Origin of the sequence: Streptomyces sp. WG5 (assembly GCF_049974565.1) — a bacterium.
Lineage (GTDB): Bacteria > Actinomycetota > Actinomycetes > Streptomycetales > Streptomycetaceae > Streptomyces.
Genome location: NZ_JBNGGC010000038.1, coordinates 55,429 through 78,992 on the forward strand (window position 1 = coordinate 55,429; position 23,564 = coordinate 78,992).

At 73.1% G+C, this 23,564-nt stretch carries 24 protein-coding genes; 14 read left to right on the forward strand and 10 right to left on the reverse strand.

The annotated features are described in order from the left end of the window. Positions 1-61: 61 nt before the first annotated feature. The gene (locus tag ACP4IX_RS30680; protein ID WP_426524277.1) at positions 62-517 is read right to left on the reverse strand and encodes an ATP-binding protein; all 456 of its coding nucleotides are present in this window, start codon (positions 515-517) and stop codon (positions 62-64) included. Between the two features lie 144 nt (positions 518-661). Between ACP4IX_RS30680 and ACP4IX_RS30685 the strand changes: the two genes are divergently transcribed. The 3 genes from ACP4IX_RS30685 (at position 662) to ACP4IX_RS30695 (ending at position 3,179) form a co-directional block, all read left to right on the forward strand. Next, positions 662-1,249 (forward strand): PRC-barrel domain-containing protein, encoded by a 588-nt coding sequence (locus ACP4IX_RS30685; RefSeq protein WP_426557779.1) that lies wholly within the window; start codon positions 662-664, stop codon positions 1,247-1,249. Beyond that, positions 1,246-1,662, forward strand: coding sequence for a PRC-barrel domain-containing protein (locus ACP4IX_RS30690; RefSeq protein WP_426524281.1), 417 nt, complete (start codon positions 1,246-1,248; stop codon positions 1,660-1,662). Before ACP4IX_RS30685 ends, ACP4IX_RS30690 begins: the two co-directional genes overlap by 4 nt. 233 nt (positions 1,663-1,895) lie before the next feature. Then, complete coding sequence (locus tag ACP4IX_RS30695; RefSeq protein ID WP_426524283.1) at positions 1,896-3,179, forward strand: streptophobe family protein; 1,284 nt, start codon at positions 1,896-1,898, stop codon at positions 3,177-3,179. A gap of 37 nt (positions 3,180-3,216) precedes the next feature. On the opposite strand, the gene ACP4IX_RS30700 is transcribed toward ACP4IX_RS30695, so the two are convergent. Continuing rightward, positions 3,217-3,627: a hypothetical protein gene (locus ACP4IX_RS30700; protein ID WP_426524285.1), complete on the reverse strand. Its 411-nt coding sequence runs from the start codon at positions 3,625-3,627 to the stop codon at positions 3,217-3,219. Positions 3,628-4,043: 416 nt separating this feature from the next. Here ACP4IX_RS30700 and ACP4IX_RS30705 point away from each other — a divergent pair, with 416 nt between their 5' ends. Then, positions 4,044-4,442, forward strand: coding sequence for a nuclear transport factor 2 family protein (locus ACP4IX_RS30705; protein ID WP_426557780.1), 399 nt, complete (start codon positions 4,044-4,046; stop codon positions 4,440-4,442). Between the two features lie 93 nt (positions 4,443-4,535). On the opposite strand, the gene mgrA is transcribed toward ACP4IX_RS30705, so the two are convergent. Continuing rightward, positions 4,536-5,528, reverse strand: a complete 993-nt coding sequence (gene mgrA / locus ACP4IX_RS30710) for an L-glyceraldehyde 3-phosphate reductase (protein ID WP_426524289.1) — start codon at positions 5,526-5,528, stop codon at positions 4,536-4,538. Between the two features lie 128 nt (positions 5,529-5,656). Between mgrA and ACP4IX_RS30715 the strand changes: the two genes are divergently transcribed. Beyond that, entirely contained in the window at positions 5,657-6,541 is an 885-nt protein-coding gene (locus tag ACP4IX_RS30715; RefSeq protein ID WP_426524291.1) for a LysR substrate-binding domain-containing protein, read from the forward strand. 25 nt (positions 6,542-6,566) lie between these two features. Further along, on the forward strand, positions 6,567-7,082 hold the full coding sequence (locus tag ACP4IX_RS30720; RefSeq protein WP_426557782.1) for a mycothiol transferase: 516 nt from the start codon (positions 6,567-6,569) through the stop codon (positions 7,080-7,082). Here the strand turns inward: ACP4IX_RS30720 and ACP4IX_RS30725 are convergent. Together ACP4IX_RS30725 and ACP4IX_RS30730 are read right to left on the reverse strand one after the other, a co-directional pair. Further along, complete coding sequence (locus ACP4IX_RS30725) at positions 7,064-8,143, reverse strand: adenosine deaminase (RefSeq protein ID WP_426557783.1); 1,080 nt, start codon at positions 8,141-8,143, stop codon at positions 7,064-7,066. The genes ACP4IX_RS30720 and ACP4IX_RS30725 overlap by 19 nt on opposite strands. 45 nt (positions 8,144-8,188) lie before the next feature. Next, positions 8,189-8,584, reverse strand: a complete 396-nt coding sequence (locus ACP4IX_RS30730; RefSeq protein WP_426557785.1) for a VOC family protein — start codon at positions 8,582-8,584, stop codon at positions 8,189-8,191. A 124-nt stretch (positions 8,585-8,708) separates the two neighbouring features. Here ACP4IX_RS30730 and ACP4IX_RS30735 point away from each other — a divergent pair, with 124 nt between their 5' ends. Beyond that, positions 8,709-9,167, forward strand: a complete 459-nt coding sequence (locus ACP4IX_RS30735; RefSeq protein ID WP_426524299.1) for a pyridoxamine 5'-phosphate oxidase family protein — start codon at positions 8,709-8,711, stop codon at positions 9,165-9,167. Positions 9,168-9,587: 420 nt separating this feature from the next. Here ACP4IX_RS30735 and ACP4IX_RS30740 read toward each other — a convergent pair whose 3' ends face one another. The 3 genes from ACP4IX_RS30740 to ACP4IX_RS30750 all read right to left on the reverse strand — a co-directional run bounded on the left by ACP4IX_RS30740 (position 9,588) and on the right by ACP4IX_RS30750 (position 12,500). Then, complete coding sequence (locus ACP4IX_RS30740) at positions 9,588-10,478, reverse strand: glycoside hydrolase family 19 protein (protein ID WP_426557787.1); 891 nt, start codon at positions 10,476-10,478, stop codon at positions 9,588-9,590. Positions 10,479-10,697: 219 nt separating this feature from the next. Beyond that, on the reverse strand, positions 10,698-12,020 hold the full coding sequence (locus ACP4IX_RS30745) for an aldehyde dehydrogenase family protein (protein WP_426557789.1): 1,323 nt from the start codon (positions 12,018-12,020) through the stop codon (positions 10,698-10,700). 237 nt (positions 12,021-12,257) lie between these two features. Beyond that, positions 12,258-12,500, reverse strand: coding sequence for a hypothetical protein (locus ACP4IX_RS30750; RefSeq protein ID WP_426524333.1), 243 nt, complete (start codon positions 12,498-12,500; stop codon positions 12,258-12,260). A gap of 135 nt (positions 12,501-12,635) precedes the next feature. Between ACP4IX_RS30750 and ACP4IX_RS30755 the strand changes: the two genes are divergently transcribed. The 6 genes from ACP4IX_RS30755 (at position 12,636) to ACP4IX_RS30780 (ending at position 19,641) form a co-directional block, all read left to right on the forward strand. Next, complete coding sequence (locus ACP4IX_RS30755) at positions 12,636-13,076, forward strand: SPW repeat protein (RefSeq protein WP_426524305.1); 441 nt, start codon at positions 12,636-12,638, stop codon at positions 13,074-13,076. A 137-nt stretch (positions 13,077-13,213) separates the two neighbouring features. Next, complete coding sequence (locus ACP4IX_RS30760; RefSeq protein WP_426524307.1) at positions 13,214-13,483, forward strand: GlsB/YeaQ/YmgE family stress response membrane protein; 270 nt, start codon at positions 13,214-13,216, stop codon at positions 13,481-13,483. Between the two features lie 599 nt (positions 13,484-14,082). Next, positions 14,083-15,687, forward strand: coding sequence for an alpha/beta hydrolase (locus ACP4IX_RS30765; protein ID WP_426557791.1), 1,605 nt, complete (start codon positions 14,083-14,085; stop codon positions 15,685-15,687). A gap of 73 nt (positions 15,688-15,760) precedes the next feature. Beyond that, entirely contained in the window at positions 15,761-16,855 is a 1,095-nt protein-coding gene (locus ACP4IX_RS30770) for a chemotaxis protein (RefSeq protein WP_426557793.1), read from the forward strand. Positions 16,856-16,978: 123 nt separating this feature from the next. Next, positions 16,979-17,998, forward strand: a complete 1,020-nt coding sequence (locus ACP4IX_RS30775) for a Gfo/Idh/MocA family protein (protein ID WP_426557795.1) — start codon at positions 16,979-16,981, stop codon at positions 17,996-17,998. 272 nt (positions 17,999-18,270) lie between these two features. Then, positions 18,271-19,641 carry a SpoIIE family protein phosphatase gene (locus ACP4IX_RS30780; RefSeq protein ID WP_426557797.1) on the forward strand — a complete coding sequence of 457 codons (1,371 nt, stop codon included), beginning with the start codon at positions 18,271-18,273 and terminating at the stop codon, positions 19,639-19,641. Here the strand turns inward: ACP4IX_RS30780 and ACP4IX_RS30785 are convergent. Beyond that, complete coding sequence (locus ACP4IX_RS30785) at positions 19,638-21,146, reverse strand: hypothetical protein (protein WP_426524317.1); 1,509 nt, start codon at positions 21,144-21,146, stop codon at positions 19,638-19,640. The genes ACP4IX_RS30780 and ACP4IX_RS30785 overlap by 4 nt on opposite strands. Before the next feature lie 289 nt (positions 21,147-21,435). Here ACP4IX_RS30785 and ACP4IX_RS30790 point away from each other — a divergent pair, with 289 nt between their 5' ends. After that, positions 21,436-22,578, forward strand: a complete 1,143-nt coding sequence (locus ACP4IX_RS30790) for an aminoglycoside phosphotransferase family protein (RefSeq protein ID WP_426524319.1) — start codon at positions 21,436-21,438, stop codon at positions 22,576-22,578. Between the two features lie 249 nt (positions 22,579-22,827). Here the strand turns inward: ACP4IX_RS30790 and ACP4IX_RS30795 are convergent, their stop codons facing one another. Continuing rightward, positions 22,828-23,325, reverse strand: a complete 498-nt coding sequence (locus ACP4IX_RS30795) for a hypothetical protein (RefSeq protein WP_426524321.1) — start codon at positions 23,323-23,325, stop codon at positions 22,828-22,830. Between the last annotated feature and the right edge of the window lie 239 nt (positions 23,326-23,564).

Below are 23,564 nucleotides of genomic sequence, written 5' to 3' on the forward strand. Positions count from 1 at the left end.
CGGCAACCGGCGGACGGGGGGTCGCCCCACGCCCGGGACGTTCAGGAACGGAGTGGCACGGTCATGCTTCGGTGAGGGGCACCACGGCGCGCACTCGTTTGCCGACCGGTACCTGCTCGACGACGACCGCCTCCGCCAGGGCGTGGACGATCTCCAGGCCGTGCCGGCCGACGCGTTCGGGGTCCCGGGGGAAGCGCTGGGGCACCGCCCCGCTGCTGTCGTAGACGGTCACCGCCACGGAGCCGCCCGTGCCCTCCAGCTCCAGGATGTACGGCCCCTTGCTGTGCCGGTCGGCGTTGGTGATCAGCTCGCTCACCACCAGCAGTACCGCGCCGTCGGCGCGCTGGCCGATCGTGGCGCACCACTCGGTCCTCAACTGGTCGAGGAAGAGCGAGGCGAAGGCACGCGCCTGCGCTATGCATCCCGGCTCACCGGAGTAGTGCGCCGCCCGCCTCAGCGGTTCAACGGGTACGTCGAAACCAGTCGGTATCACTGCCCCGTCCAGGTACTCGGTCATGCGTTTCTCTCTCGGAAGCCGGACTGGCCGGACGCTGCTGCACCTGTCCTCGTACCCCGAGCCCGGCCTCGCAGTCCCCGTGTCTTCGTACTGCGGGCATCGTCACAGTGGCGCGGGGAACCCGAAGGTGCGGGAAGGGGTGCGATGAACGAACTGATGACCGCGCGAAGCCTCACCACCCGGCCCGTGGTCACGCTCGGCGGCGACGCCGTCGCGGACGTCAAGGACACCGTATGCGACGCCGCCGCGAGCCGGATCACCGGTTTCACCCTGGCCGGGCGGGGCCTGCTGTCCGGCCCTCTGAAGGAGGGCCTGCCCTGGCCTGCCGTGTACGCGCTGGGCCACGACGCGGTGGTGATCCGCGACCGGCGGAGCCTCGTGAGCGCCGCGGCCGCCTTGGCGCACCAGCCGACCCTGCGGGCCCGGGTGCTGGGGGCGAGGATGCTGACGGAGGCGGGCGCCGAGATCGGAACGGTGCTGGACGTCGTGGTGGAGGGCGGCGTCGCCGGGCGGGTCGTCGGCTTCCGGGTGGCGGCGAGCAGAGCGTTCGTGCCCGGTCCGGCCCGGCACCGGCGCCGGGTGTACGTACCGCGCGGCGAGACGCTCACGCTCGCCGGCCGGGCCCTCGTGCTGCCCGCGGACGCGGTGCGGCACGTCGCCGACGACCTGCCGGGCCTCACCGCCCTGGCCGGCGGTGGCGTGCCGGGGCAGGTGAAGGGGCCGCTCCCGTGATGCTGTTCACGGAGGTGCGGGGGCTGCCGGTGGTGCCGCCGGCCGGGGCCGCGCCGCTCGGTACCGTGACGTCGCTGGGCGTCGACATCGCGTCCGGCGCGGTGAGCCACGTCCGGCTCCGCCGCAGCCGCTTCCGCAGAAAGAGCGTGCTGCCCTGGGACGCGGTGCGCGAGGTCGGCCCGGCCGCCGTCCGGGTCGGTACCGCCGCCGCCCCGGACACGGTCGTGCCCCGCCATGAGCTACTGGGCCGCCGGGTCCTGACCGAGACGGGCACCGAGCGGGGCACGGTGCTGGACGTCGCGTTCGATCCGGAGACCGGGCGTCTCCTCGCCGTCTTCACGACACGCGGTGAGGTGTCGGCCGACCGCCTGCTGGGGCTGGGCGACTACGCCCTCGTCGTCCGGGCGGACTGAGCCGGCCGAGACGGCGGCGGCGGACGGCGGCTGGACAACGGCGGACGGTGACCGCACCGGTCCACCGATCGCGCGTTCCCTCCGGGAACTCCTCCAGGCCATGTGCCGGGGCGGGCCACGAGCCGGGGCGCGGACCGCCCTCCGGGCCGGCGCACCGGAGTCCCCCTCGCTCCGGCCGACGCGGACGGCCCTGCCGGCGGGCGCGCCCGCCGGGTGCTGCCTAGCGTGGCAGCGTGAGCTCGCGAACCCCCTCCGCCCCTTCCGGCCGGGCGGTCGCCCGTCACGGCTGGGTCCAGGCCCTGGGTACGGTGCTGGCCGGACTGGTCGCCATGGGAGCCGTGGCCGCGCTCGGACTGTGGGCGGCCGGGGCCGCGGATCTGCCCGACGGCGCCTTTCCCCGGGTCGTCGCGGCGACCGTCGTCACCGCCGTGGGCGGCGCGCTGGAACTGTCCGGCGACGCCGGAGGGTTCGCCGACACCGACGCGGGGCTGACCGTGCTCCCGCTGTCCGTCACACTGACCGGTGCGCTGGTGATCGCCCGGTGCTTCCTGCGGCCCCTGCGCCGCCGGGCCGCCGCCGGCGCCACGGAGCTGGCCGGCTGGGCCGGACGGATCGCCGTCCTGTGGCTGCTCGCCCTCCTCGGGCTGGCCTTCGCCGCCCGCCGGACCTTCGAGGTCTCCCTCGGGGAAGGCGTGCTGGACGACCTCGTCGACCTGTTCGGCGTGGAGCCGACGGTCGGGTTCACGACGAATGTGCCGCTGACCGTCCTGTTCGGACTGCTGTGGCTGGCGGGCGTCCTCGTACTCGCCCTGCTCGTCCCACGCGGGGCTCCGCTGCCCGGGCGGCTGCTGCGCCTGCGGACGTCGGTGCGGCCGGCGGCGTACGCGATGGTCGCGCTGCTGCTCGCGTACGTCGTCGTCGGCGTCGTCGTCGCGCTGGTCGTCGCCGGAACGCGGGGGCATCCGGCGGACACCTTCGCCGTACTGCTGCTCGGGCTGCCGAACCTGGCGTGGCTCGCGCTCACGATCGGCCTCGGTGCCTCCTGGGACGGGCGGGTGGAGGGGCCGTTCGGGCTGCCGGTGCCGCACGTGCTCGACGAGGTGCTGCGGACACCGGACGTCTCGACCCTGAACCTGCGAACGCTCGCCGAACACGACGGGCGGTGGTGGTGGCTCCTGGTCGTCGCGGCGGTCCTGCTCCTGGCGGCCGGGTCCGTACTCGCGGTCCGCTCCCCGGACCGGAGGCCGGCCTGGTCGCACGCCGTGCACATGGCCGTGGCGCTGGCGCTCACGGTCCTCATGACCGGCCTGGTCGGCCGGATCTCCGCGCACTACGGCCTGTCGGTGCTCGGCATCGGCGACCTGGGCGGCGGACTGTCCGGGCAGTTGTTCCTCCGCCCGCGCCTGTGGAGCGCCGTCGGTCTCGCCCTGCTGTGGGGGCTGGTCACCGGGTTCCTCGGCGCGCTGCTCGCGCGGTGGGCGGGCCGGCGGGGTGACCGTGCCCCGGCCGGGTCGTAGGGGCGCCGCGGGAAGACACTCGGGCGACTCGGGCGACTCAGGCGACGGGCACGACGAGGGGCGGGGAGGCCCGCTGCATGCGCAACGCGTCCACGGACTCGGCCATCAGTTCGTACTCGGTGGTGTCGTCACTGGTGGCGATCCGGACCAGGCGTCCCGCCGCCAACTCCTCTGCCACCATTTCCTGTTGGACGACGTCGGCGCACCAGGTGCGCAGGACGCGCGGTACGTCGGGTGCGTCGTCGGCGACCGGGGTCAGGGCACCGCGCGGTAAGTGGGGGGTGTCGGGCTGCGGGTCCAGCCGCTCGGCCATCCACGAGGCGCGGTCGCGCAGCCACCACAGGGCGAGGGCGAGGGTGGGAGCCCGGTAGGTCCCCAGGGGTACACCGATGCGTCGGCCGTCGCAGACGCCGTATGCGGTGACATGGCACAGGAACTCGTCGTGCACTGCTCCCCTCCCCCGCCGCCCCGCCCGCCTGCCGGTCGGGCCTGGCGTCCGCGCGGCTCGTGTGCTGTGCGTGAGGGCGCTGTCGCATGGTGTGAGACGCCCCTAGAGGTGAGTATGTTCACTACTGAACCACTGTCACCATGAGTTTCCGGCCAGTCTCCTGGCATATTCACGGCCGTGGCTGGCCGAAACCCTGCGGCGCGGGGCCCTGTCGTCACCACTCCGGGGTGCGCCGTCCTCACGCCCCCGGATGCGCCGCCTCCGCGCCCCCGGAGGCACAGCGCCATGACCCCCGGGGTAATCGACGCCGCCGACGGGTCCGGGCAGGGTTGCGGTACCGGGTCGCCGCGACCGGAATTTGGTACCTGACCAGCGCCTGCACCACGCGCACCGCACTTTGACGGAGGCTGATCACCATGTCCGCACCCACCCGCCGCTACGAGGACGCCGTCGCCCGCTACTTCGAGGCCTGGAACGCCGCCCCGGAGGCCCGGGCCAAGGCGGTCGCCGCGGCCTGGACCAATGACGGCGGCTACACCGACCCCTTCGCCGACGTCCGCGGCCACGAGCAGATCGCGGCCGTGATCGCGGCGGCCCGCGAGCGCTTCCCCGGCTTCGCCTTCCGGCTCTCCGGTGCCGTGGACGGGCACCACGACACGGCGCGCTTCTCCTGGGAGCTGGTGAGCGAGGCCGTGGGTGCCCCCTCCGGGGAAGGCTCGGCGCCCGTGGCCGGATCCGACGTGGTCACGCTGGACGGCGAGGGCCGGATCCGGGCCGTGTACGGCTTCCTCGACCGGGTGCCCGAGGGGGCGTGACGCTTCGTCGGGGATTCCCGGCGTCGCCCCCAGGGCCTTGCGCACGCCGACGATCCCGGAGGCGGCCCGCCTCCGGGATCGTCCGGGCACGTCCTACGGGGTGACGATCTCGTCGATCCGGGCCAGTTCGTCGGAGCCGAAGTCCAGGTTCCCGATGGCCGACACGCTGTCCTCCAGCTGCCGCGGGCTGCTCGCACCGACCAGGGCGGAGGTCACCCGGCCCTCGCGCAGCACCCACGCCAGGGCCATCTGGGCCAGCGACTGGCCGCGGGACTTCGCGATCCCGTCCAGGGCCCGCAGCTTGCCGACCAGCTCCTCGGTGACCGCGTCGGAGTTCAGGAAGGGGCTGTCGCCCGCGGCGCGCGAGTCCTCCGGGATGCCGTCGAGGTAGCGGCCGGTCAGCAGGCCCTGCTCGAGCGGGGAGTAGGCGATGGAACCGACCTGGAGCTCGTCGAGTGCGTCGAGCAGGCCGCTGGTCTCGGGGCGGCGGTCGAGCATGGAGTAGCGCGGCTGGTGGATCAGCAGCGGGGTGCCCAGCTCGCCGAGGATGCGGGCGGCCTCGCGGGTCTGCTCCGGGGAGTAGTTGGAGACGCCGACGTAGAGCGCCTTGCCCTGCTGCACCGCCGTGTGCAGGGCGCCCATCGTCTCCTCCAGGGGAGTCTCGGGGTCGGGTCGGTGCGAGTAGAAGACGTCGACGTAGTCCAGGCCCATCCGGGTCAGGCTCTGGTCGAGGGAGGACAGCAGGTACTTGCGCGAGCCCCACTCGCCGTACGGGCCGGGCCACATCAGGTAGCCGGCCTTGGTGGAGATGACCAGCTCGTCGCGGTACGGCGCGAAGTCGGCCTTGAGCGCCTCGCCCAGGGCGGACTCGGCGGCGCCGGGCGGCGGGCCGTAGTTGTTGGCGAGGTCGAAGTGGGTGACGCCGAGGTCGAAGGCGCGGCGCAGGATGGCGCGCTGGGTCTCGACGGGGCGGTCCGGGCCGAAGTTGTGCCACAGGCCGAGCGAGAGCGCGGGGAGCTTCAGGCCGCTGCGTCCGGTGCGCCGGTAGGGCATGTCCGCGTAGCGGTCGGGGTGTGCGGTGTACAACGCGACTCCAGAGGGGTTGGCACCCGGGGTGCGGGGCTTGGGCGGAACCGTGTCCCACTCTGTCGCGACCTGCGTGCAGTGGTCCAACAGAAGAATCCGATGGGATTGTGCCGTTACGCTTCTCAGTCATGGAACTGCGTCACCTCCAGCACTTCGTCGCGGTCGCCGAGGACCAGCACTTCACCCGCGCGGCCGAACGGCTGCTGGTGTCCCAGTCCGGCCTGTCGGCGTCCATCCGGGCACTGGAGCGGGAGCTGCGGGCGCCGCTGTTCGTGCGCACGACCCGCCGGGTGACGCTGACGGAGGCCGGGCGCGCCCTGCTGGGCGAGGCGGAGCGGATCCTCGCCCAGGTGCGCTCGGCGCACGAGGCGGTCGCCGCGGTGCAGGGGGTGCTGCGCGGCACGCTGTCGCTGGGCACCGAGCAGTGCATCGCCGGAGTGCCGGTGGCAGGGCTGCTGGCGGCGTTTCGCAGGGAGCATCCGGACGTGGAGATCCGGTTGCGGCAGGCGGGCTCCGGCGGGCTGGCGGAGGAGGTCGCGGCAGGGCGGCTCGACCTGGCCTTCGCCTACCGGACGCAGGCGGACACGGACCAGTTGCGGTCCGTCTCGCTGGCCGGTGAGCCGATGACCGTCCTGTGCCATCCCGACCACCGGCTGGCGACGGTCGGCGCGGTGCTGACTCCGCACGATCTCGCCGACGAGGTCTTCGTCGACTTCCACCCGGACTGGGGTCCGCGCCGCGTCACCGACGCCGCCTTCGCCGCGGCGGGCGTCAGGCGGACCGTCGCACTGGAGGTGAACGACGTGCACGGTCTGCTCGACCTGCTCGACGAGAACCTCGGCATCGCGGTCGTGCCGCGCCACTTCCGGCACAAGCGGGCCTCCCTCACCTCGCTGCCGCTGAAGGACTCCGACGACACGGCGTACGAGACGATCGCGCTGCTGCCGCCGGCGCAGGCCACCAGCCCGGCGGCGCGGGCCCTGATGGGACTGCTGGAAGCGGGGAGCGCGTGAGGGCGGACTGCGCGATGGTGGACCCATGCACGCGAAGGACATCCTCATCGAGGGCTACGGCCGCATCCAGGAAGAAGTCCACGCCGCCGTCGAGGGTCTGGACCCCGACGGCCTGAACGCCCGTCCCGCCGACGACGCCAACTCAATCGCCTGGCTGGTCTGGCACCTCACCCGCGTCCAGGACGACCACGTCGCGGACGCCTTCGGGCTCGACCAGGTGTGGCTGACCGACGGCTGGGAGAAACGCTTCGGCCTCGGGCTGCCCCGCCACGACACCGGGTACGGCCACAGCCCCGCGAAGGTCGAGAAGGTGCGGGTCGACTCGGCCGACCTGCTGACCGGCTACTACGACGCCGTGCACGAGCAGACGCTCGGCGCCCTGCGCTCCCTGGCCGCCAAGGACCTGGAACGGATCGTGGACGAGGGCTGGGACCCACCGGTCACGCTCGGCGCCCGGCTGGTGAGCGTCCTGTCCGACGATCTCCAGCACGTCGGACAGGCCGCCTATGTGCGCGGGCTCGTTCAGAGCGCCGCTGCGTAACCCGGCAGGACGACGTCCTCGATCAGGGCCCTGCGCTCGTCGAACGGGATGAAGGCGCTCTTCACCGCGTTCACCGTGACCGTGCGCAGGTCCTCGACGGACCAGCCGGCCTGCTCGACGAGCAGGGACATCTCGCGGGTCATCGTCGTGCCGGAGACGAGGCGGTTGTCGGTGTTGAGGGTGACGCGGAAGCCGAGGTCCTTCAGCGCGGTGATGGGGTGCTCGGCGATCGAGGTGGCCGCGCCGGTCTGGAGGTTGGAGGTCGGGCACATCTCCAGGGCGATCCGGCGGTCGCGGACCCAGCCCGCGAGGCGGCCGAGCTTGCCGGCCGCGAGGTCCGGGATGTCGTCGGTGATGCGCACGCCGTGGCCGATGCGCTGGGCGCCGCACACCTGGAGGGCCTGGTGGATGCTGGGCAGCCCGTGGGCCTCGCCGGCGTGGATGGTGAAGGGCACGTTCTCGCGGCGCAGGTACGCGAAGGCGTCGAGGTGGTCGGCGGGCGGGAAGCCGTCCTCGGCACCCGCGATGTCGAAGCCGACGACACCGGCGTCCCGGAAGGCCACCGCGAGGTCGGCGGTCTCCCGCGTGCGGTCGAACATCCGCATCCCGCACAGCAGGGTGCCCACGCGCACCGGCGTGCCCGCTGCCGCCGCCCTGGCCATGCCGGCGGCCAGCCCCTCCTGGACGGTCTCGACGACCTCGGCGAGGGTCAGACCACCGCGGGTCATCAGCTCGGGGGCGTAGCGGACCTCGCCGTAGACGACGCCGTCGGCGGCGAGGTCGAGGACGTACTCCTGGGCGGTGCGCAGCAGGCCCTCGCGGTTCTGCATCACGGCGAGGGTGTGCTCGAAGGTGGCGATGTAGCGCACCAGGTCCCCGGAGTTGGCGGCGTCGTAGTACCAGGCGGCCAGCTCGGCGGGGTCGGTGGCGGGCAGGGTGTGGCCGACGGCCTCCGCCAGCTCCACCACGGTCGCGGGGCGCAGGCCGCCGTCGAGGTGGTCGTGCAGCACCGCCTTGGGGAGGCGGCGGAGAGTCTCGGTGTCTATGCGCGTAGATGACATGTGCGGTCGTTCCTCGGCGGTCGGTGCGGGGATCTGGGGACGGGGTCAGGGGGCGGCGGGCTGGAGCAGGTCCCAGCGGTTGCCATACAGGTCCTGGAAGACGGCGACCGAGCCGTAGGGCTCGTGCCGGGGCTCCTCCAGGAAGGTCACGCCCGCGGCCGTCATACGGGCGTGGTCGCGGGCGAAGTCATCGGTGTACAGGAAGAAGCCGACGCGCCCGCCCGTCTGGTCGCCGACGCGGGAGCGCTGCGCCTCCCCCTTGGCGCGGGCCAGCAGCAGGGCGGTGCCCTGTGCCGCGCCACCGGGTTCGACGACGACCCAGCGGGAGCCGTCGGGCCGGGGCGCGTCCGCGGCGAGGCGGAACCCGAGGGCCTCGGTGTAGAAGCGGATCGCCTCGTCGTAGTCGTCGACGACGAGGGCGACCAGGGCGATGCGTGTCATCGGGACCTTTCGGGACGGGCGATTGACGGGAGAGGTTATACGTAAAACCCACTGCGGCGCCAGTCTCTGGTCCTACGCCTCGGGTCCGAGGCGCGGGCCGGGCCGGTCCACTACCGTCACCGCCATGAAGATCACCGCACCGCCTCGCGAGCCTGGACGGCGCCGGCAGGACGTACTGGACCGGCTGGAACGGGAGATGGACATCTGGGTGGCCACGGCGGACGCCGACGGGCTGCCGTGCATGGTCCCGCTCTGGTTCGTGTGGCACGGGGAGTCGGTCTGGCTGTGCACGCGGCTCACCAACCCGACCGGCCGCAACCTGCGCGACGGCGGCCGGGCCCGGCTGGCGTTCGGGCACACGCGGGACGTCGTGCTGATCGACGGCGAAGTGGAGACGTTCGGCCTGCGGGAGGTGCCGTCCGCGGCGGCCGGGGCGTTCCTCGCCAAGACCGGCTGGGATCCGCGCGAGGACAGCGCGTCGTACGCCTGGTTCCGGGTGCGCCCGCTCGCGGTGCAGGCATGGCACGAGACGCGCGAGCTGAAGCAGCGGCACATCATGCGGGACGGCGCCTGGACCGTGTAGCGCGCGTCTGCCCGTGCGGGGGCCTCCGCCCGTGCGGGCTCCTCCGGCCGTCCAGGCACGTCAGCCCGGCCGCGCACCGTCGGACCCGCGCCGGGTCGTCGTCGGTGAGGCGGAGCGCGCCCGCGGCGGCGTTCTCGGCGGACGCGTGGCCGGTCGGTTCGCCGGCGGAGCACAGGGACGAGAAGAAGAAGGCTGCGGTGTCGATGTGGCGGACGCCCGGCCCGACCGCCCGGCGCCGTACGGCGAGGGACCGCTCACGGTCGCTCGCCGTACCCGGGCGGAGGGCGGCGCTGCCCGTCGGCCGCGGCGTGCCGGAGCCGGCGCGGCCGACGGACAGGACGCCGGGGTTCCCGGTGCCCGCGGACTCCGCGGCGGTCCTTCCCGAGGCCGTCGGCGGAGTCCGCACACACCCGGCGCGGCTCAGCAGTAGAGGTTGCCGCCCGGCGGGACACCGAGGATCTGGCTGAACTGCTGGTACGTGGTGACGCGGCTCTGCACCTGTGCGGGGTTCCTGCCGTCGCACTCCTTGGCGCCGTTGATGGAGCGGATCGTCTGGCCGAAGCCGGCACCGTTGACCATGGCGTTGTGAGCGGTCATGCTGCCGGGTCCGGACTGCGTGTTCCAGTACCACAGGGCGGTCTTCCAGGCGACGGCCGCGTCGTTCTGCACCAGCCAGGGGTTGTTCAGCAGGTCGATGCCGAGCGCGTCGCCCGCGGCCTTGTAGTTGAAGTTCCAGCTGAGCTGGATCGGGCCGCGCCCGTAGTAGGCGGCCTGGCCGGCCGGGCAGCCGTAGGGCTGGCTCCCGTCGCAGTAGTGCGGGTAGTTGGCGGTGTTCTGCTCGACGATGTGCACGAGTCCGCCGGTCTCGTGGCCGACGTTGGCGAGGAAGGCCGCGGCCTCCTGCTTCCTGGTGGTGTCGCTGCCGGTGCCCGCGAAACCGGGGTAGGCGCTGAGCGCCGCGGTGAGGCCGTGGTAGGTGTAGAAGGAGTTCCTGCCCGGGAACATCTGGTTGAACTGGGCCTCGGTCACCACGAAGTTACCGACCGGCGTCTCGGATCCGCCGTCGCAGGCGTACGGCTCCCAGTACCAGGTGCTGATGAGCGGGTCGTAGCCCGGGTTGGCGTGCTCTGCCCGGTAGGCCTTGCCGTCGGTGTAGCGGACGATGTCGCCGGCGTTGTAGTGCGCGTCGGCCGACCAGGCCGGGTAGCTCGAACACGCGGCGGCGGATGCCGGTGCGGCGGGCAGGAGCACGGGTACGGCTCCGGCGAGGGCGAGTACGGTCACCAGGGCGGATATACGGCGCCTCGACACAGCTCTGCCTCCTTCTGCGGAGCACGGCCGCTCCCGCGCAAGGGAAGGGCGGAGCCGAGCCCTGTGCGCGCGTGCCGGCCGGACCGGCCACGGCGTGGGGGCGGCCGTGGTGGGGGGTGTGGAGGCACACTCAACCGCGTTGGTCTGTACCAGTCAAGGGTGTAGACCAGTTCAACCCGGCCGGTTCCCGGCCGGGTTGGCGTGGAACGATCGCGTCGCTCAGCTCAGGGGCTTCTTCAGGACCGCCTTGCGGTGGCTGAACGTCTCGATGGAGTAGCGGCCGTGGTAGCTGCCCATGCCGCTCTCCCCCACGCCGCCGAACGGCAGGTCGGAGACGGTGAGATGAGCGAGCGGCAGCCCGTGGCCGAGGCCGCCGGAGGACGTCTCGGCGGCGAACCGCTCCCTGGTCTCGTCGGACCCGCTGAAGACGTAGAGGGCCAGCGGCTTGTCGCGGTCGTTGACGAAGTCGATCGCGTCGTCGAGGCCGGGCACGGTGACGATCGGCAGGATCGGGCCGAAGATCTCCTCGCCCATCACCGGCGAGTCGGGGGCCACGTCGGCGAGGACGGTCGGCGCGATGTACTTCCGCGCCCGGTCGCTGCCGCCGCCGACGACCACCCGGCCGGAGTCCAGCAGGGCGGTCAGCCGGTCGAAGTGGCGCTCGTTGACGATCCGCGCGTACTCCGCCGACCGGGCCGGGTCGGTCCCGTACAGGCCCTCGACCGCGCGGACCAGCGCCGGCTCCAGGGCTGCCGCGGTCTCCGGGTCGGTGAGTACGTAGTCGGGGGCCACGCAGGTCTGGCCGGCGTTGAGGAACTTGCCGCCGGCCAGCCGGGCGGCGACGACGTCGAGGTCGGCGTCGCGGTCGACGAACGCCGGTGACTTGCCGCCGAGTTCGAGGGTGACCGGGGTGAGGTGCTCGGCGGCGGCGCGCATGACGATGCGGCCCACGGTGCCGTTCCCGGTGTAGAAGACGTGGTCGAAGCGCTCGGCGAGCAGGGCCGTGGTCTCGGGGATCCCGCCCTCGACGACGGCCACGGCCTCGGTGTCCAGGTACCGCGGCAGCAGGCGGGCCAGCGCGGCGGAGGTGGCCGGGGCCAGCTCACTGGGCTTGGCGACCACCGCGTTGCCCGCGGCCAGGGCGCCGACGACCGGGGCGAGCAGGAGCTGGGCCGGGTAGTTCCAGGGCGCGATGACGAGGACGACGCCCAGCGGGTCGTACTGCGTCCAGGCGGTCGCGTCGGCGCCCAGGTGCGCCGGGACGGGGGCGGGCTCGGGACGCAGCCAGTCGGCCAGGTGGCCGAGGGTGTGGTCGATCTCGCGCACGGTGAAGCCGATCTCCGTGCGCTGGGCCTCCGCGGCGCTCTTGCCGAGGTCGGCGTGGAGCGCGGCCTCCAGGTCCGGACCGTTCTCCGTGAGCAGTGCGCGCAGCCGGCGCAGCTGCGCGGTGCGCCACTCGACGGGCTTGGTCCGGCCGGTGCGGAAGGTGGCGCGCAGGCGGGCCACGACGTCGGCGGGCCGCTCGGGGGCGGGGTGGTTCACGGTGTGCCTCGCTGGTGGGGGGGGAAGACGTCGGCTGGACGACTGGATGTAATAGCCAACCTTTCAGGTACCAAAATACATTCCCCGCCCGGAGGAGCCGTTCTCCGCGGTGCCCCGTCACAGCCGGGGCCGGAGAACCGGACCGGTCCCGTACCGCGGCCGCGGACTTCACCCGGGCCCGCCGGAGAACCGCCCTGCGGGGGGCGGCGGCCACGAGACCACTTCCCCCAGCCCCGTTCAGTCCTCGTCGCGAGCCGGGACGATCACCAGGAAGGCGTCCGACTCCAGGTCCATCACGACGGTCGCGGGCTCACCCCGGGCCCGACGCCGCGCCGCGCACTCCTCCGCCGGCCACGACCCGCGCGGCGACCCCGCGGGAAACCGCTCCAACACCTTCGCGCCCATAGCGACGGCCACCTCCGCTGTCCCCGCGTTCCTCACGTTCTCCCCCTCGCGCCTGCCCGCGATCCGCGTGGACATGTCCAACCCCGGCCGCCACTCACACTCCGACCACGGCTACATATAAGGCAGAAATAAGGGCAGAATGGACATATGCGGCGCTGCCGCACACCGCACCCAGACGCGGTCGGCCCAGCAAGTCGAAGGAGACGACTCATGGCCAACGTCTCGCACACCCGAGGTGACATGACCAGCCACCCCGACGCTCCGGAAATGCAGGCGCGCTACGCCCGCATGCTCGGCGGTCGCGACGTGGCACTCGTGGACGGGCCGGTGTTCCTGCTCGGCCTCTACTGTGCCGTGTCCCCGTGGATACTCCACTTCACCACCAGCCAGCCTGCACTCGTGGCCCACAACCTGATCATAGGAATCGCCATCAGCCTGCTGGCCCTGGGATTCACCCGCGCCCCGGAACGCATGTACGGCCTCAGCGGGGCCATGTGCGCGATGGGCCTCTGGATGATCATCTCGCCGTGGATCGTCGGCACGAACCCGGACGCCGGCGTCATCTGGAACAACATCATCATCGGCGCGCTGACCCTGGCTCTGGGGGCGGTGTGCGCCGCCACGGCAGCGAAGAGCATGCGCAGGCCCTAGACACACGGGAAGGGAACACCACGGGCCGGTCCGCAGCCGCGGACCGGCCCTTCGCACGCCCCGAACCCCCGGCGGACTGCGCCCGCCCGCAACGGGCACACGCACTGGCGCGGGGGCCTTGACAAGAAGGGGCGGAAATGGAGATCGACGGAATCATCAGTGCCATCGTCATCGGTGTCGTCATCGGCGTCCTGGGCCGCCTCGTCGTCCCGGGCCGTCAGCGCATCGGGGTCCTGTGGACCATCCTCGTCGGCATCGTGGCCGCGCTGATCGGTTCGTGGATCGCGACGGCGTTCGACGTGGCCGACACCGACGGCGTCGACTGGGTCGAGTGGCTCATCCAGATCGGCCTGGCCGCACTCGGCGTGGCCGCGCTGGACCGTTCACGGCCGCGCACGCGCCGCTGAACAGCGTCGCGGACGCGGGAACGGCACCGGCTCCCGAGTCACTCCCCGACGCCGGCCACGAGCCGCCCCGGAAGCCGCGCTCGAAGGCGGTGGTCCTCACTCCCGGAAGGCGTGCCGCGGCCACCGCGTACACGTCCGGCGAGCACTGCCCGATACGCGCGGCGCGCACGCCTGGTGGGCCTGGAGTGCGCGCCGCGCGCAGGCCTGATGGACCTGGCGGTACACGCCGCCGCGCGCAGGCCTGGTGGACCTGGCGGTACACGCCGCCGCGCACGCCCGGTGGACCTGGGGCGTCGTCCACGTCGCGTCGTCGGAGCGGCTCGGGGCCCGGGCGGACGGAACCGGACGTCCCCGCACCGCCCGTGCGGACGCCCGCGGCGCACGAGGCGGCTCCCGGCGCGACCGTGGAGGGTCCCGTGCCGGAACCGGCCGGGGAGACCCACGCATTGCACCGCCGGTTCCACGACCCACGGGCATGGACGGAGGGAAGCCACCTCCCGCGCCCGGCGGCAGCGCCCGGAGGCGAGGCGTCCGGGGCCCGCTTATGGTGATCGAGGGCGCCGAGCACCGGTCCGCGACGGGGCGCCCGGGAGGCATCGATGCTGGCCAAGCTGTCGACTCGGCCCTCGGTCCGGCGCTGCGCGGTCACCGGCGCGCTCTCGCTGGCCCTGCTGGGTGCGGGGCTGCCCCTGGCGACCGCGGACGACACCGAGCCCGGCCTGTCCCGGTTCTACGACCAGGACATCACCTGGTCGTCGTGCGAGGGCATGGACTCACCGAAGGACCTGCAGTGCGGGAAGGTCACCGTCCCCCTCGACTACGACCGGCCCGAAGGGGGAACGCTCGACCTGGCCCTCGCCCGGTACCGGGCGACCGGTGACTCACGTGGCTCCGTACTGCTCAACTTCGGCGGGCCGGGCGGCTCCGGCGTGAGCGAACTCTCCGCCGGCGGCAAGGACTTCATGCACCTGACCAACGGCTACGACGTGGTGACCTTCGATCCCCGCGGCGTCGGCCGGTCCTCGCCGGTCACCTGCGGCCCGGCCACGCTGGACATCATGGAGGCCACGGACGGGGACGAGGAGCTCACCGACCCGCAGGACGTGCTCCGGCGCCTGCGGGACGCGGCCGCCGAGTGCACGAAGCACTCCGGCCCCGTGCTCCCCCACATCGGCACGGTCGACGCCGCCCGCGACATGGAGGTGATGCGCCGGGCACTGGGCGACGACCGGCTCAACTACCTCGGCTTCTCCTACGGAACCCGGCTGGGCGCGGTCTACGCCGCCCAGTTCCCGGACAAGGTCGGCCGGGTCGTGCTGGACGGCGTGGACACGTTGACGGAACCGCTGACCGAGCAGGGGCTGGCCGGTGCCCGGGGGCAGCAGACCGCGCTGGAGAACTTCCTCGACTGGTGCGTGGAGGACATCGCCTGCCCGTTCGGACAGGACGCCCGGGCAGCCCGCCGCCAGGTCGTCCAGCTCGTCGCCTCGCTCGACTCCGACCCGGTACCGACGGACTTCGGCGAGCCCTTCTCCGGGCAGGACATGGTGGGCGCCATCGGTCAGGCGCTGTACAGCCGCGAACTGTGGCCCATGCTGCAGCGGGCGCTCGCCCAGCTGCTCGAGGACGGCGACACCCGCGGCCTGGAGGGCTTCGTGTCCGGCGGCGTCACCTTCCCGGTCCGCGCGCGGGGTCCCGCGGACGACGACGGCGGCCTCACCGACCAGGAGGACATCCCCATGGACAACCTGCCGGCCGCCCTGATGGCGATCAACTGCGCCGACGACCCCGACCGCCCCACCGCGGAGCAGGTAGCGGGGTCCCTGGGCCGGCTGCGCGCCCGGTACGAGGAGGCCTCCCCGGTCTTCGGCCGGTACCGGCTCACCCAGGTGCTCATGTGCTACGGCCGGCCCAAGGGCACCGACTACATCCGCGACCAGGTGAAGGACCTGGACACCTCGAAAATGCTGCTGATCGGCACCCGGGGCGACCCGGCCACCCCGTACCGCTGGACCGTGGAGACGGCCGAGCGGCTCGGCCCCTCGGCCGTGGTCCTCGACAACAAGGGCGAGGGGCACACCGGCTACGCCTCCTCCGAGTGCGTGCACCGCAAGGTCGACGACTTCCTGCTGTACGGCTCCCTGCCGCCCGACGGCAGTTCCTGCGGCTCCGAGGCGCCCCGGACCGCCGGGGGCGACGACTGAAGCGGCCGGCGGATCACAGCTAAGGCGCATTGCCCCGAATGCCCGACATGCCCATCGGATCTATCGTGCAGACATGGAGCACGATCTGAGTCCCGCCGCCCTCGCCGGACTACGGCGCCCCCGCCCGTACCCGGCCGTGTCCGTGCTGACGCCCACGCACCGCCGCGAACCGGACAACGCCCAGGACTCCGTCCGACTGCGCAACGTGGTCGCCGAGGCGAAGAAGCAGCTGGAAGACGATCCGGCGGTCACCCGAGTACGGCGTACGGAGGTGTCCCGGGAACTCGACCGGGCCCTCGCCGAGGTCGACCTGACGCACGCCGAGGACGGACTGGCGCTCTTCGCCGCCCCGGGCGAGCACCAGGTCTGGACGCTCGCACGTACCGTGCCCGAGCGCGTGGTCCTGTCGGACACCTTCCTGACCCGCAACCTCGTCGCCGCGCAGGCCGCCGAGCGGCCGTTCTGGGTGCTGTCGGTCGCCACCGACCGCGTCACGCTGTGGAGTGGCGGCGCGGGCCGGGTCGTCGAGGACCGCACCGGCGGGTTCCCCCTCGACCGGCCCCCGGAGGACTTCGACCCCGAACGCCAGGAGCGGATCGGCGACGCGCCGAGCACGTTCCGGGACGAGGGAACCCGGCGGTTCCTGCGCGAGGCCGACGCCACGATGGGCAGGGTCCTGCGGGCGCATCCCCGGCCGCTGTACGTCACCGGCCCGCAGGCCGCGCTGTCGCTGCTGGCGGAGGCCGGAAGTGCCGTGGCGGACGCGGTGCTCGTTCCGCACGGGGGCCTCGCGCACGGCACGGCCGAGGCCGTGTGGCAGGCGGTGCGGCCGGTGCTCGACGACGAGGCGCGTGGCTCCGTCGAGGCCGTGGCCAGGGAACTGGAGGCGGCCCGCGGGCGCAAGGACTTCGCGGCCGGCGTGGACGAGTTGTGGGAGAGCGCCCGGACCGGCCGCGTACGGCTCCTCGCCGTCGAGGAGAACTTCCGGGTGACCGTGCGCGACGACGGCGAGCATCTGGTCCCGGCGGACGGCGACGACCTCGAGGCCCGCGAGGACGTCGTGGACGAGATCGTCGAGCGGTGTCTGGAGACCGGGGCCGACGTCCGCTTCGTGCCGGACGGCGCGCTCGGGGAGGCGGACGGTATCGCCGGAGTACTGCGCTACTGACGCCCGCCCTGCCCCGCCCCACCCGGGGACCCCGCCCCTCTTGACGACCGTGAAACCCTGTCCGCCGTACACGTACCCGCCTCTTCGCGGGTGTGCGGCGGACGGGGAAGGAGTCGGCGGAGCGTGAGCGAACTTCTGGGTGTGGCGGTCCTGGGCGCGGGACACATGGGCGCTGATCACATACGACGTCTCGACGGGGTGGTGAGCGGGGCCAGGGTCGCCGCGGTGGCGGATCCCGACGTCGAACGGGCGAAAGCGGCCGTGGGCGGGATCGGCGGGGTCGTCGCCCACACGGACACCGAGGCCGCGCTCGACGCGCCGGGGGTCGAGGCCGTGCTGATCGCCTCGCCCGGAGAGGCGCACGAGGAGGCGCTGCTGGCCGCCTTCGCACGCGGGCTTCCGGTGCTGTGCGAGAAGCCGATGGTGCCGGACTCCGCGGGCGCCCTGCGCGTGGTGGAGGCGGAGGCCCGGCTGGGCCGGAGGCTGGCGCAGATCGGGTTCATGCGGCGGTACGACGCCGAGTACCGACAGCTGAAATCGCTGCTGGACGGCGGGCGGCTGGGCCGTCCCCTGATGCTGCACTGCGTCCACCGCAACGTGTCCTCCCCGCCGCACTTCACCTCCGCGATGCTGGTCACCAGCTCCGTCTCGCACGAGATCGACGCGGCCCGCTGGCTGCTCGGGCAGGAACTGACCGCGGTGACCGTACTCCGGCCGCGTCCGTCGGGGGGTGCGCCGGAGGGTCTGCTCGATCCTCAGTTCGTGCTGTTCGAGACCGAGGGCGGCGCCCTGGTCGCCGTGGAGATCTTCGTCAACTGCGGTTTCGGCTACGAGGTGCGCTGCGAGGCCGTCTGCGAGGCGGGCAGCGCCCGGATCGGGGACGCGCGCACCATGGTGGTGACGGCGGCGGGCGGCGCCCGGGAGGAGGTGCCCCAGGACTACCTCGTACGGTTCGCGGACGCCTACGACCGCGAGGTGCAGGCCTGGGTCGACGCCACCCGGCGGGGCCGGGTCACCGGTCCGGGCACCTGGGACGGGTACGCCGCCTCCGTCGTCGCCGAGGCCGGCGTACGGGCCCTGGAGACGGGCGCGCGCACACCCGTCGACCTGGCGCCCCGCCCGACGCCGCACGATCGGCCATAGAACAAGGATTCACCGAACACCAGGACGACGACGCAACTCGGGCTTCGGTGCCGTCAAGTCCCGTAGGAATCCTACGACTTGACCTTCGAGCCCCCTACGTCGTCCGGGTGCCGAAGTCGCTCCGGGAAGACTGTGGCATATGCCAGAAGCACCACCGTATCGTGTGTTGCCAAATCACTTACGGGGCGTCGCGGGCTGTGTAAGAGTCGTAACGGTCCTCCCGCCGGCCTCAGTTCCGCCTTGGTCGTACCGTCTGCACATCGGAGTGCGTCATGTCGTCCCCTCTCTCCGCGGACCACCCAGCCGCCCAGCCACCAGGGCACGGCTCGGTCGAGGCCCTGATATCGCAGGCGCGGCGGTTGAGGGGCGACGTGGACGCGGTGCGGCGGGACAGCCAGGGCGACGGAACCGACCCCCGCGGGCGCTGGCAGCGCGCCCTGTACGACCTGGCACTGCACCAGCTCAGTGACATCGACGAGCACCTGGCGCAGCTCCGGGACGGGCCGGCCCCCGCGCCGCGGCCCGGTTCGCTGCTCAGCCGGGTCGGCAGCGCCGAGTGGAACCTGCTGACGGACGAGGCCGAGTGGTCCGGGGAACTCTTCCACATCCTCGGCCGCGACCCCGCCGCCGCCCCGCTCAGCCTGGACGAACTCCCGTCCGTGGTACTCGCCGAGGACCGGCCGAAACTGACCGCGATGGTCACGGACTGCCTCGTCGACGCCCGGCCGATCGACGGCGAGTTCCGCGTGGTGCGCCCCGACGACACCGTACGCACCGTGCACATGATGGGCGAGCCCGTGCTCGACGCCGACGGCAGCACCGCCTCGATGTGGGCGGTACTGCGGGACGTCAGCGAACTGCGCCGCAGCCAGCGGGTGGTGAGCGAGACCCGTGACTCGCTCAGCCGCCACCCGCTGCCCGCGGACACCGGGCAACGGGCCGCGGTCGAACCGCGGGAAGCCGTGCTGCCGCCCTGGCACGGCCTCCTGCGGTTCCCGCACGAGGGGCGGCCGGGCCTGGACCTGGCCGCCGGGTACCTGCCGTCGACAGCCCCGACAGCCCCGACGGCCTCGGCGGCCCAAGCACCCCCGTGCACCGCCTGGTACGACGCGTGCCCGCTCGCCGGCGACGAGACCCTGCTCAGCGTCGGCGACCTCACCGGCCCGGGTCCCGACGGGGCGCAGGGTCCGGCGATGAGCATCGGCGCCCTGCGCGGTCTGGCCACGGCGGGCACCCGGCCCGCACAACTCCCGGACCGACTGGACCGGTTGCTCGAAGCCACCGCCCTGCCGCCCGTCCGCGGCGCCCTGTACTGCTCCTACCGGCCCCACACCCGCACTCTGACGTGGGCACACGCCGGACACCTCGTCCCGCTGCTGTTCCGCCGGGGGACGGGACGCGCACTGGCCGGGCAGGCCGAGGCGGCCCTCGAAGACGGCGACCTGCTGCTCCTGCACACCGGCGAACTCGCCCCCGCGGACGTGCGGCGGCTTCTCTCCCTGGGGCCCCGCCTGACCGGGGTGGGCTCCGCACAGGACGGCGTACGGATCGTGACGGAAGAGTTCGGCGGGCACCTGGGACAGGAGGACGCCTGCGTGCTGGTGGCCCGTGTGACGCCTGGGGCGACGCGTCGCGCACGCTAAGCCGGAGCGCTGGCGCCGCCCCTCCCCCTCCCCTTGGTCGACTTGGCCTTGGGCAGCGCCAGTTTGATCTCCTCGCGCAGCTCCTGGATCTTCGGATAGTCGGCGTACTCGGCGGTGAGCCGGTACATCTCACGCAGCCGGTCCCAGGTCCGCTGGGAGGAGTTGGACCCCATGGACACCAGGGCGAGGCGGGCGTAGCGGTCCGCCTGTTCCGGGTCGTCGGCGATGAAGCAGGCGGACGCCATGGACAGGTAGTCGAAGATCTTCGACCGCTGCCGGCCGTCGATCCGCAGGGCGAGCGCCTTCTCGGCGTAGTGCTGCGCGTGTACGGCGGCCCCCGGCTCGAACTCGGCGAGCGTCCGGTAGGCGAGGGCCTGCATGCCGTACAGGTCCTCCTCCTTGAACGTCTGCATCCAGTCGGGCGACGGCACGTTCGCCTTGTCGGAGACGAAGAGGTCCTCGGCCCGTCCCAGGGTGCGGCGCATCGCCTGGCCCTTGCCCATCGAGGCCTGGGCCCAGGCCTCGATGGTGTAGAGCATGGCCCTGGTACGGGGCAGCACCTCCTCGCCGGATCCGGTCTTGGCGAGCTTCATCAGATCGAGCGCGTCGTCGGGCCGGCCCAGGTGGACCATCTGGCGGGCCGCCCGGGAGAGCGCCTCGCCGGCCCGGGGACGGTCGCCGCCCTCGCGCGCGGCGTGGGTGGCGATGACGAAGTACTTCTGGGCCGTGGGCTCCAGGCCGACGTCGTGCGACATCCAGCCCGCGAGGACGGCGAGGTTGGCGGCGACGCCCCACAGGCGCCGCTGCAGATGGGGTGGGTGGTGGTAGGCGAGCATGCCGCCCACCTCGTTGAGCTGGCCCACCACGGCCTTGCGCTGGAGGCCGCCGCCACGGGCGGCGTCCCAGGCGCGGAACACCTCGACCGAGCGCTCCAGTTCCTCCACTTCCTGCGACCCGATGGGTGCGGCCTCGTAGCGGTCGAACCCCGCGGGGTCGGCGTGCAGGGGGTGGCGGAGGTCGGGAGCGTCGGCAGCCAGGGCCGGGTCGGTGTGCAGCCAGTCGTGCATGGCGTTGCTGAGTGCTGATCCCGCGGCGAGCGCGGCGCCCGCGCCCACCAAGCCGCGTCGGTTGAGCATGAGGTCCATTCCCGTGAATTCGGTGAGGACCGCCGCAGTCCGCTCGGGCGCCCACGGCACTCCGTCGGGATGCTCCTCGCTCCCGCCGCGTGGCCGTTTCCCCGCACGCCCGTGCCGGACCAGACCGAGGTCCTCGATGGTCACGACACGGCCGAGACGCTCGGTGAACAGAACCGCCAGCACCCGCGGCACCGGATCGCGCGGGATCTCCCCCATGTCGATCCACCGCCGCACCCGCGAGGTGTCGGTCGCCAGCTGGGGGTGGCCCATGGCCGCCGCCTGCCGGTTGACCAGCCTCGCGAGTTCGCCCTTGGACCAGCCGGCCAGGCCGAACAGGTCCGACAGACGGGTGTTGGGTTCTCCGCTCACGTCAAGCCCCCAGGTTCTCGGCTGAGTTGACAGTAGCCCCGTGCAGGTTGCCGGGCGACTATTCGCCACCGTTCGCCAGGGTGCGCCAGATGGTGTGCCACGGGCGGACGGGTGTCAGGTAGGAATGCGCCACCCCGACCCGGTCGCCGCGGGGTTACTCCCCAGGGTGATCCCAGGCGGCCGGTCGGGCAGCGCGACGGCTTTCGGAAGGCGTTCCCTCCCGTACTCGACGGTCGGGCACCGCGCTCCAGACAGGCACAGCAGGCACACGAAGGGATCTGTCTCGCCCATGTACGCAGCATCGTCCTCCGTGTCCGCCCCGCAGCGATCGCTGCACCCCCGCCCGGCGGCGGGCGGCGGCCCCTATCTCGCCCCCGCTCGTCCGGCGGCCCCGGTGCTCGGGGCGGGCAGGGCGCGGCGCGGCGCGGGCCCCGGCACGCAGCAGCTCAGCGGGAGAATCGACCTGTCCGGCCCTCAGGGCGCCCAACTGCGCACGGCGATCACCTCCGTGCACCGGATCTGCCCCGAGTTCGCCCCGGTCCAGGTGCTGCGCCGCAGCGGGCGGTCCGTGCTCCTGGTCGGTACGACCGGGCGCAGCACGGCGGTCGCCAAGTGTTTACTGGACCACTCCCCCGCATGGGCGGAGCGGATCCGGCACGAGATAGGGGCATACCGCTCGTTCGTCCGGCACCGCCCTCCCGTGCGGGTGCCGAGGCTGATCGCAGCGGACCCGGACAACTGCACGCTGGTGATCGAGCGGATGCCGGGGCGCGTGGCCGCGCTGCAGCGGCACCCGCTGGAAGCCCCGTCGCGGGCGGACATCAGGGCAGCGCTCGGCGCGATCTGCCGGCTCAACGCGTGGCGACCGCCGGCCGGCACCTTCGACGCCCCGCTGGACTACGCCGCCCGGATCTCCCGGTACCACGAGCTGGGGCTGCTCACCGACCGGGACCTGGGCGACCTGCAGAAGCTGCTGCACGGTATCGCCCAGGCCGGCGGACGCCAGGGCATGGGCCAGTTCTGCCACGGTGACGCGCTGCTGTCCAACGTCCTCATGTCACCGGCCGGTCCCGTGCTGGTGGACTGGGAGCACGCGGGCTGGTACCTCCCCGGCTACGACCTGGCGACGTTGTGGGCGGTCCTCGGTGACGCCCCGGCGGCTCGCCGCCAGATCAGCCAGACCGCCCAGTCGGCGGGGCCTGCCGCACGTGACGCGTTCCTGGTGAACCTGATGCTGGTGCTGACCCGGGAGATCCGTACCTACGAGACGGCCGTGCAGCGTTCGATGCGTGACACGGTTCCGGTACCGCAGGCTCCCGCCCACCCGGGTGCCGCGCCGTCCGGCGAGGAACAGCGGCTGCTGCTGCGCCGGCTGCACGACGACTGCCAGATGGCCCGGCGGGCGGTGCGTGCGGCGGTCGGCACGCGTTGAGACGACGGTCGACGGTCCGCGGTGTGCCTGCGAAGGGGCGCACCGCGGATTCCGTGTGCGCGGATGTCCGCAGTGGCCGTGGGTGCCGGCCGGTGGGGCGGCTGGGCGGCCATCCGTTCCGGTACCCGGGTCACGTGGCCTGGCCCCGCACCTCGCGGAAGAACCCGGCGGCGGTGCCCGCCTGCCCACCGGGTGGCGTACGTGCGCGCCGCCGGACGCCGCGCTCGCGACCCCGCGGTGACCGCCGGGTCAGCCCTGCTGGAACAGCTCCGCCGGAAGCGGTTTCAGCAGGGCGTACAGGTCGTCGGTGATGGGGCGGTCCCAGGCGGCGATGGTCACCAGGACGCCGTCGCTGCGGTCGAACTGCACGCAGGAGATCCGGCTCTCGGAGAGCTTGAGGCGGCGCACGATGAGCAGGTTGTCGCCCTGCATCACCGGTACGTCCTCGGCTCCGACGACCGTGATCTCCTCGTCGTTCTCCAGCGCGAGCAGCAGCTGGGCCACCTCGAACGGGATCTCTCCCTCGGGGACCTCGCGGGCGGGGGAGCCGGCCGGCAGGTTGCCGATGATCATCGCGGGGCCGCGGCCGCCGAACAGGTCGTAGCGCAGGAAGACGCCCTGACAGCTGCCGTCGGGCGCGGGCAGCAGGCCGGCGCCCAGGTTCCCGGGCCAGTCGCCGGGGTCCATGGCCAATACGTCGAAGTCGGGCCCGGCGGGCGTGGCGCTGCGGCGGCGGAGGAACGACATGCCGCCATGGTACGTGGCCGGAGCCCGCGGGCGGCGTGCGGGCGGCGTGCGGGCAACGCCGCCCGCTCGTGCCGTCCGTGGTGGCGGGCCGCCCCGGCATGGCTGCGGACAGGGGAGCCGAGGCGGCCGGTCCCCCGGGACGGGGCGGGTCGCCCCGGTCCTCGGGGCCGAGCCGACGTGACGCCCGGGGCGGCGGGCGCGTGAGCCTGTGGCCGGCACGCCCGCCCCCCGGCGCGGCC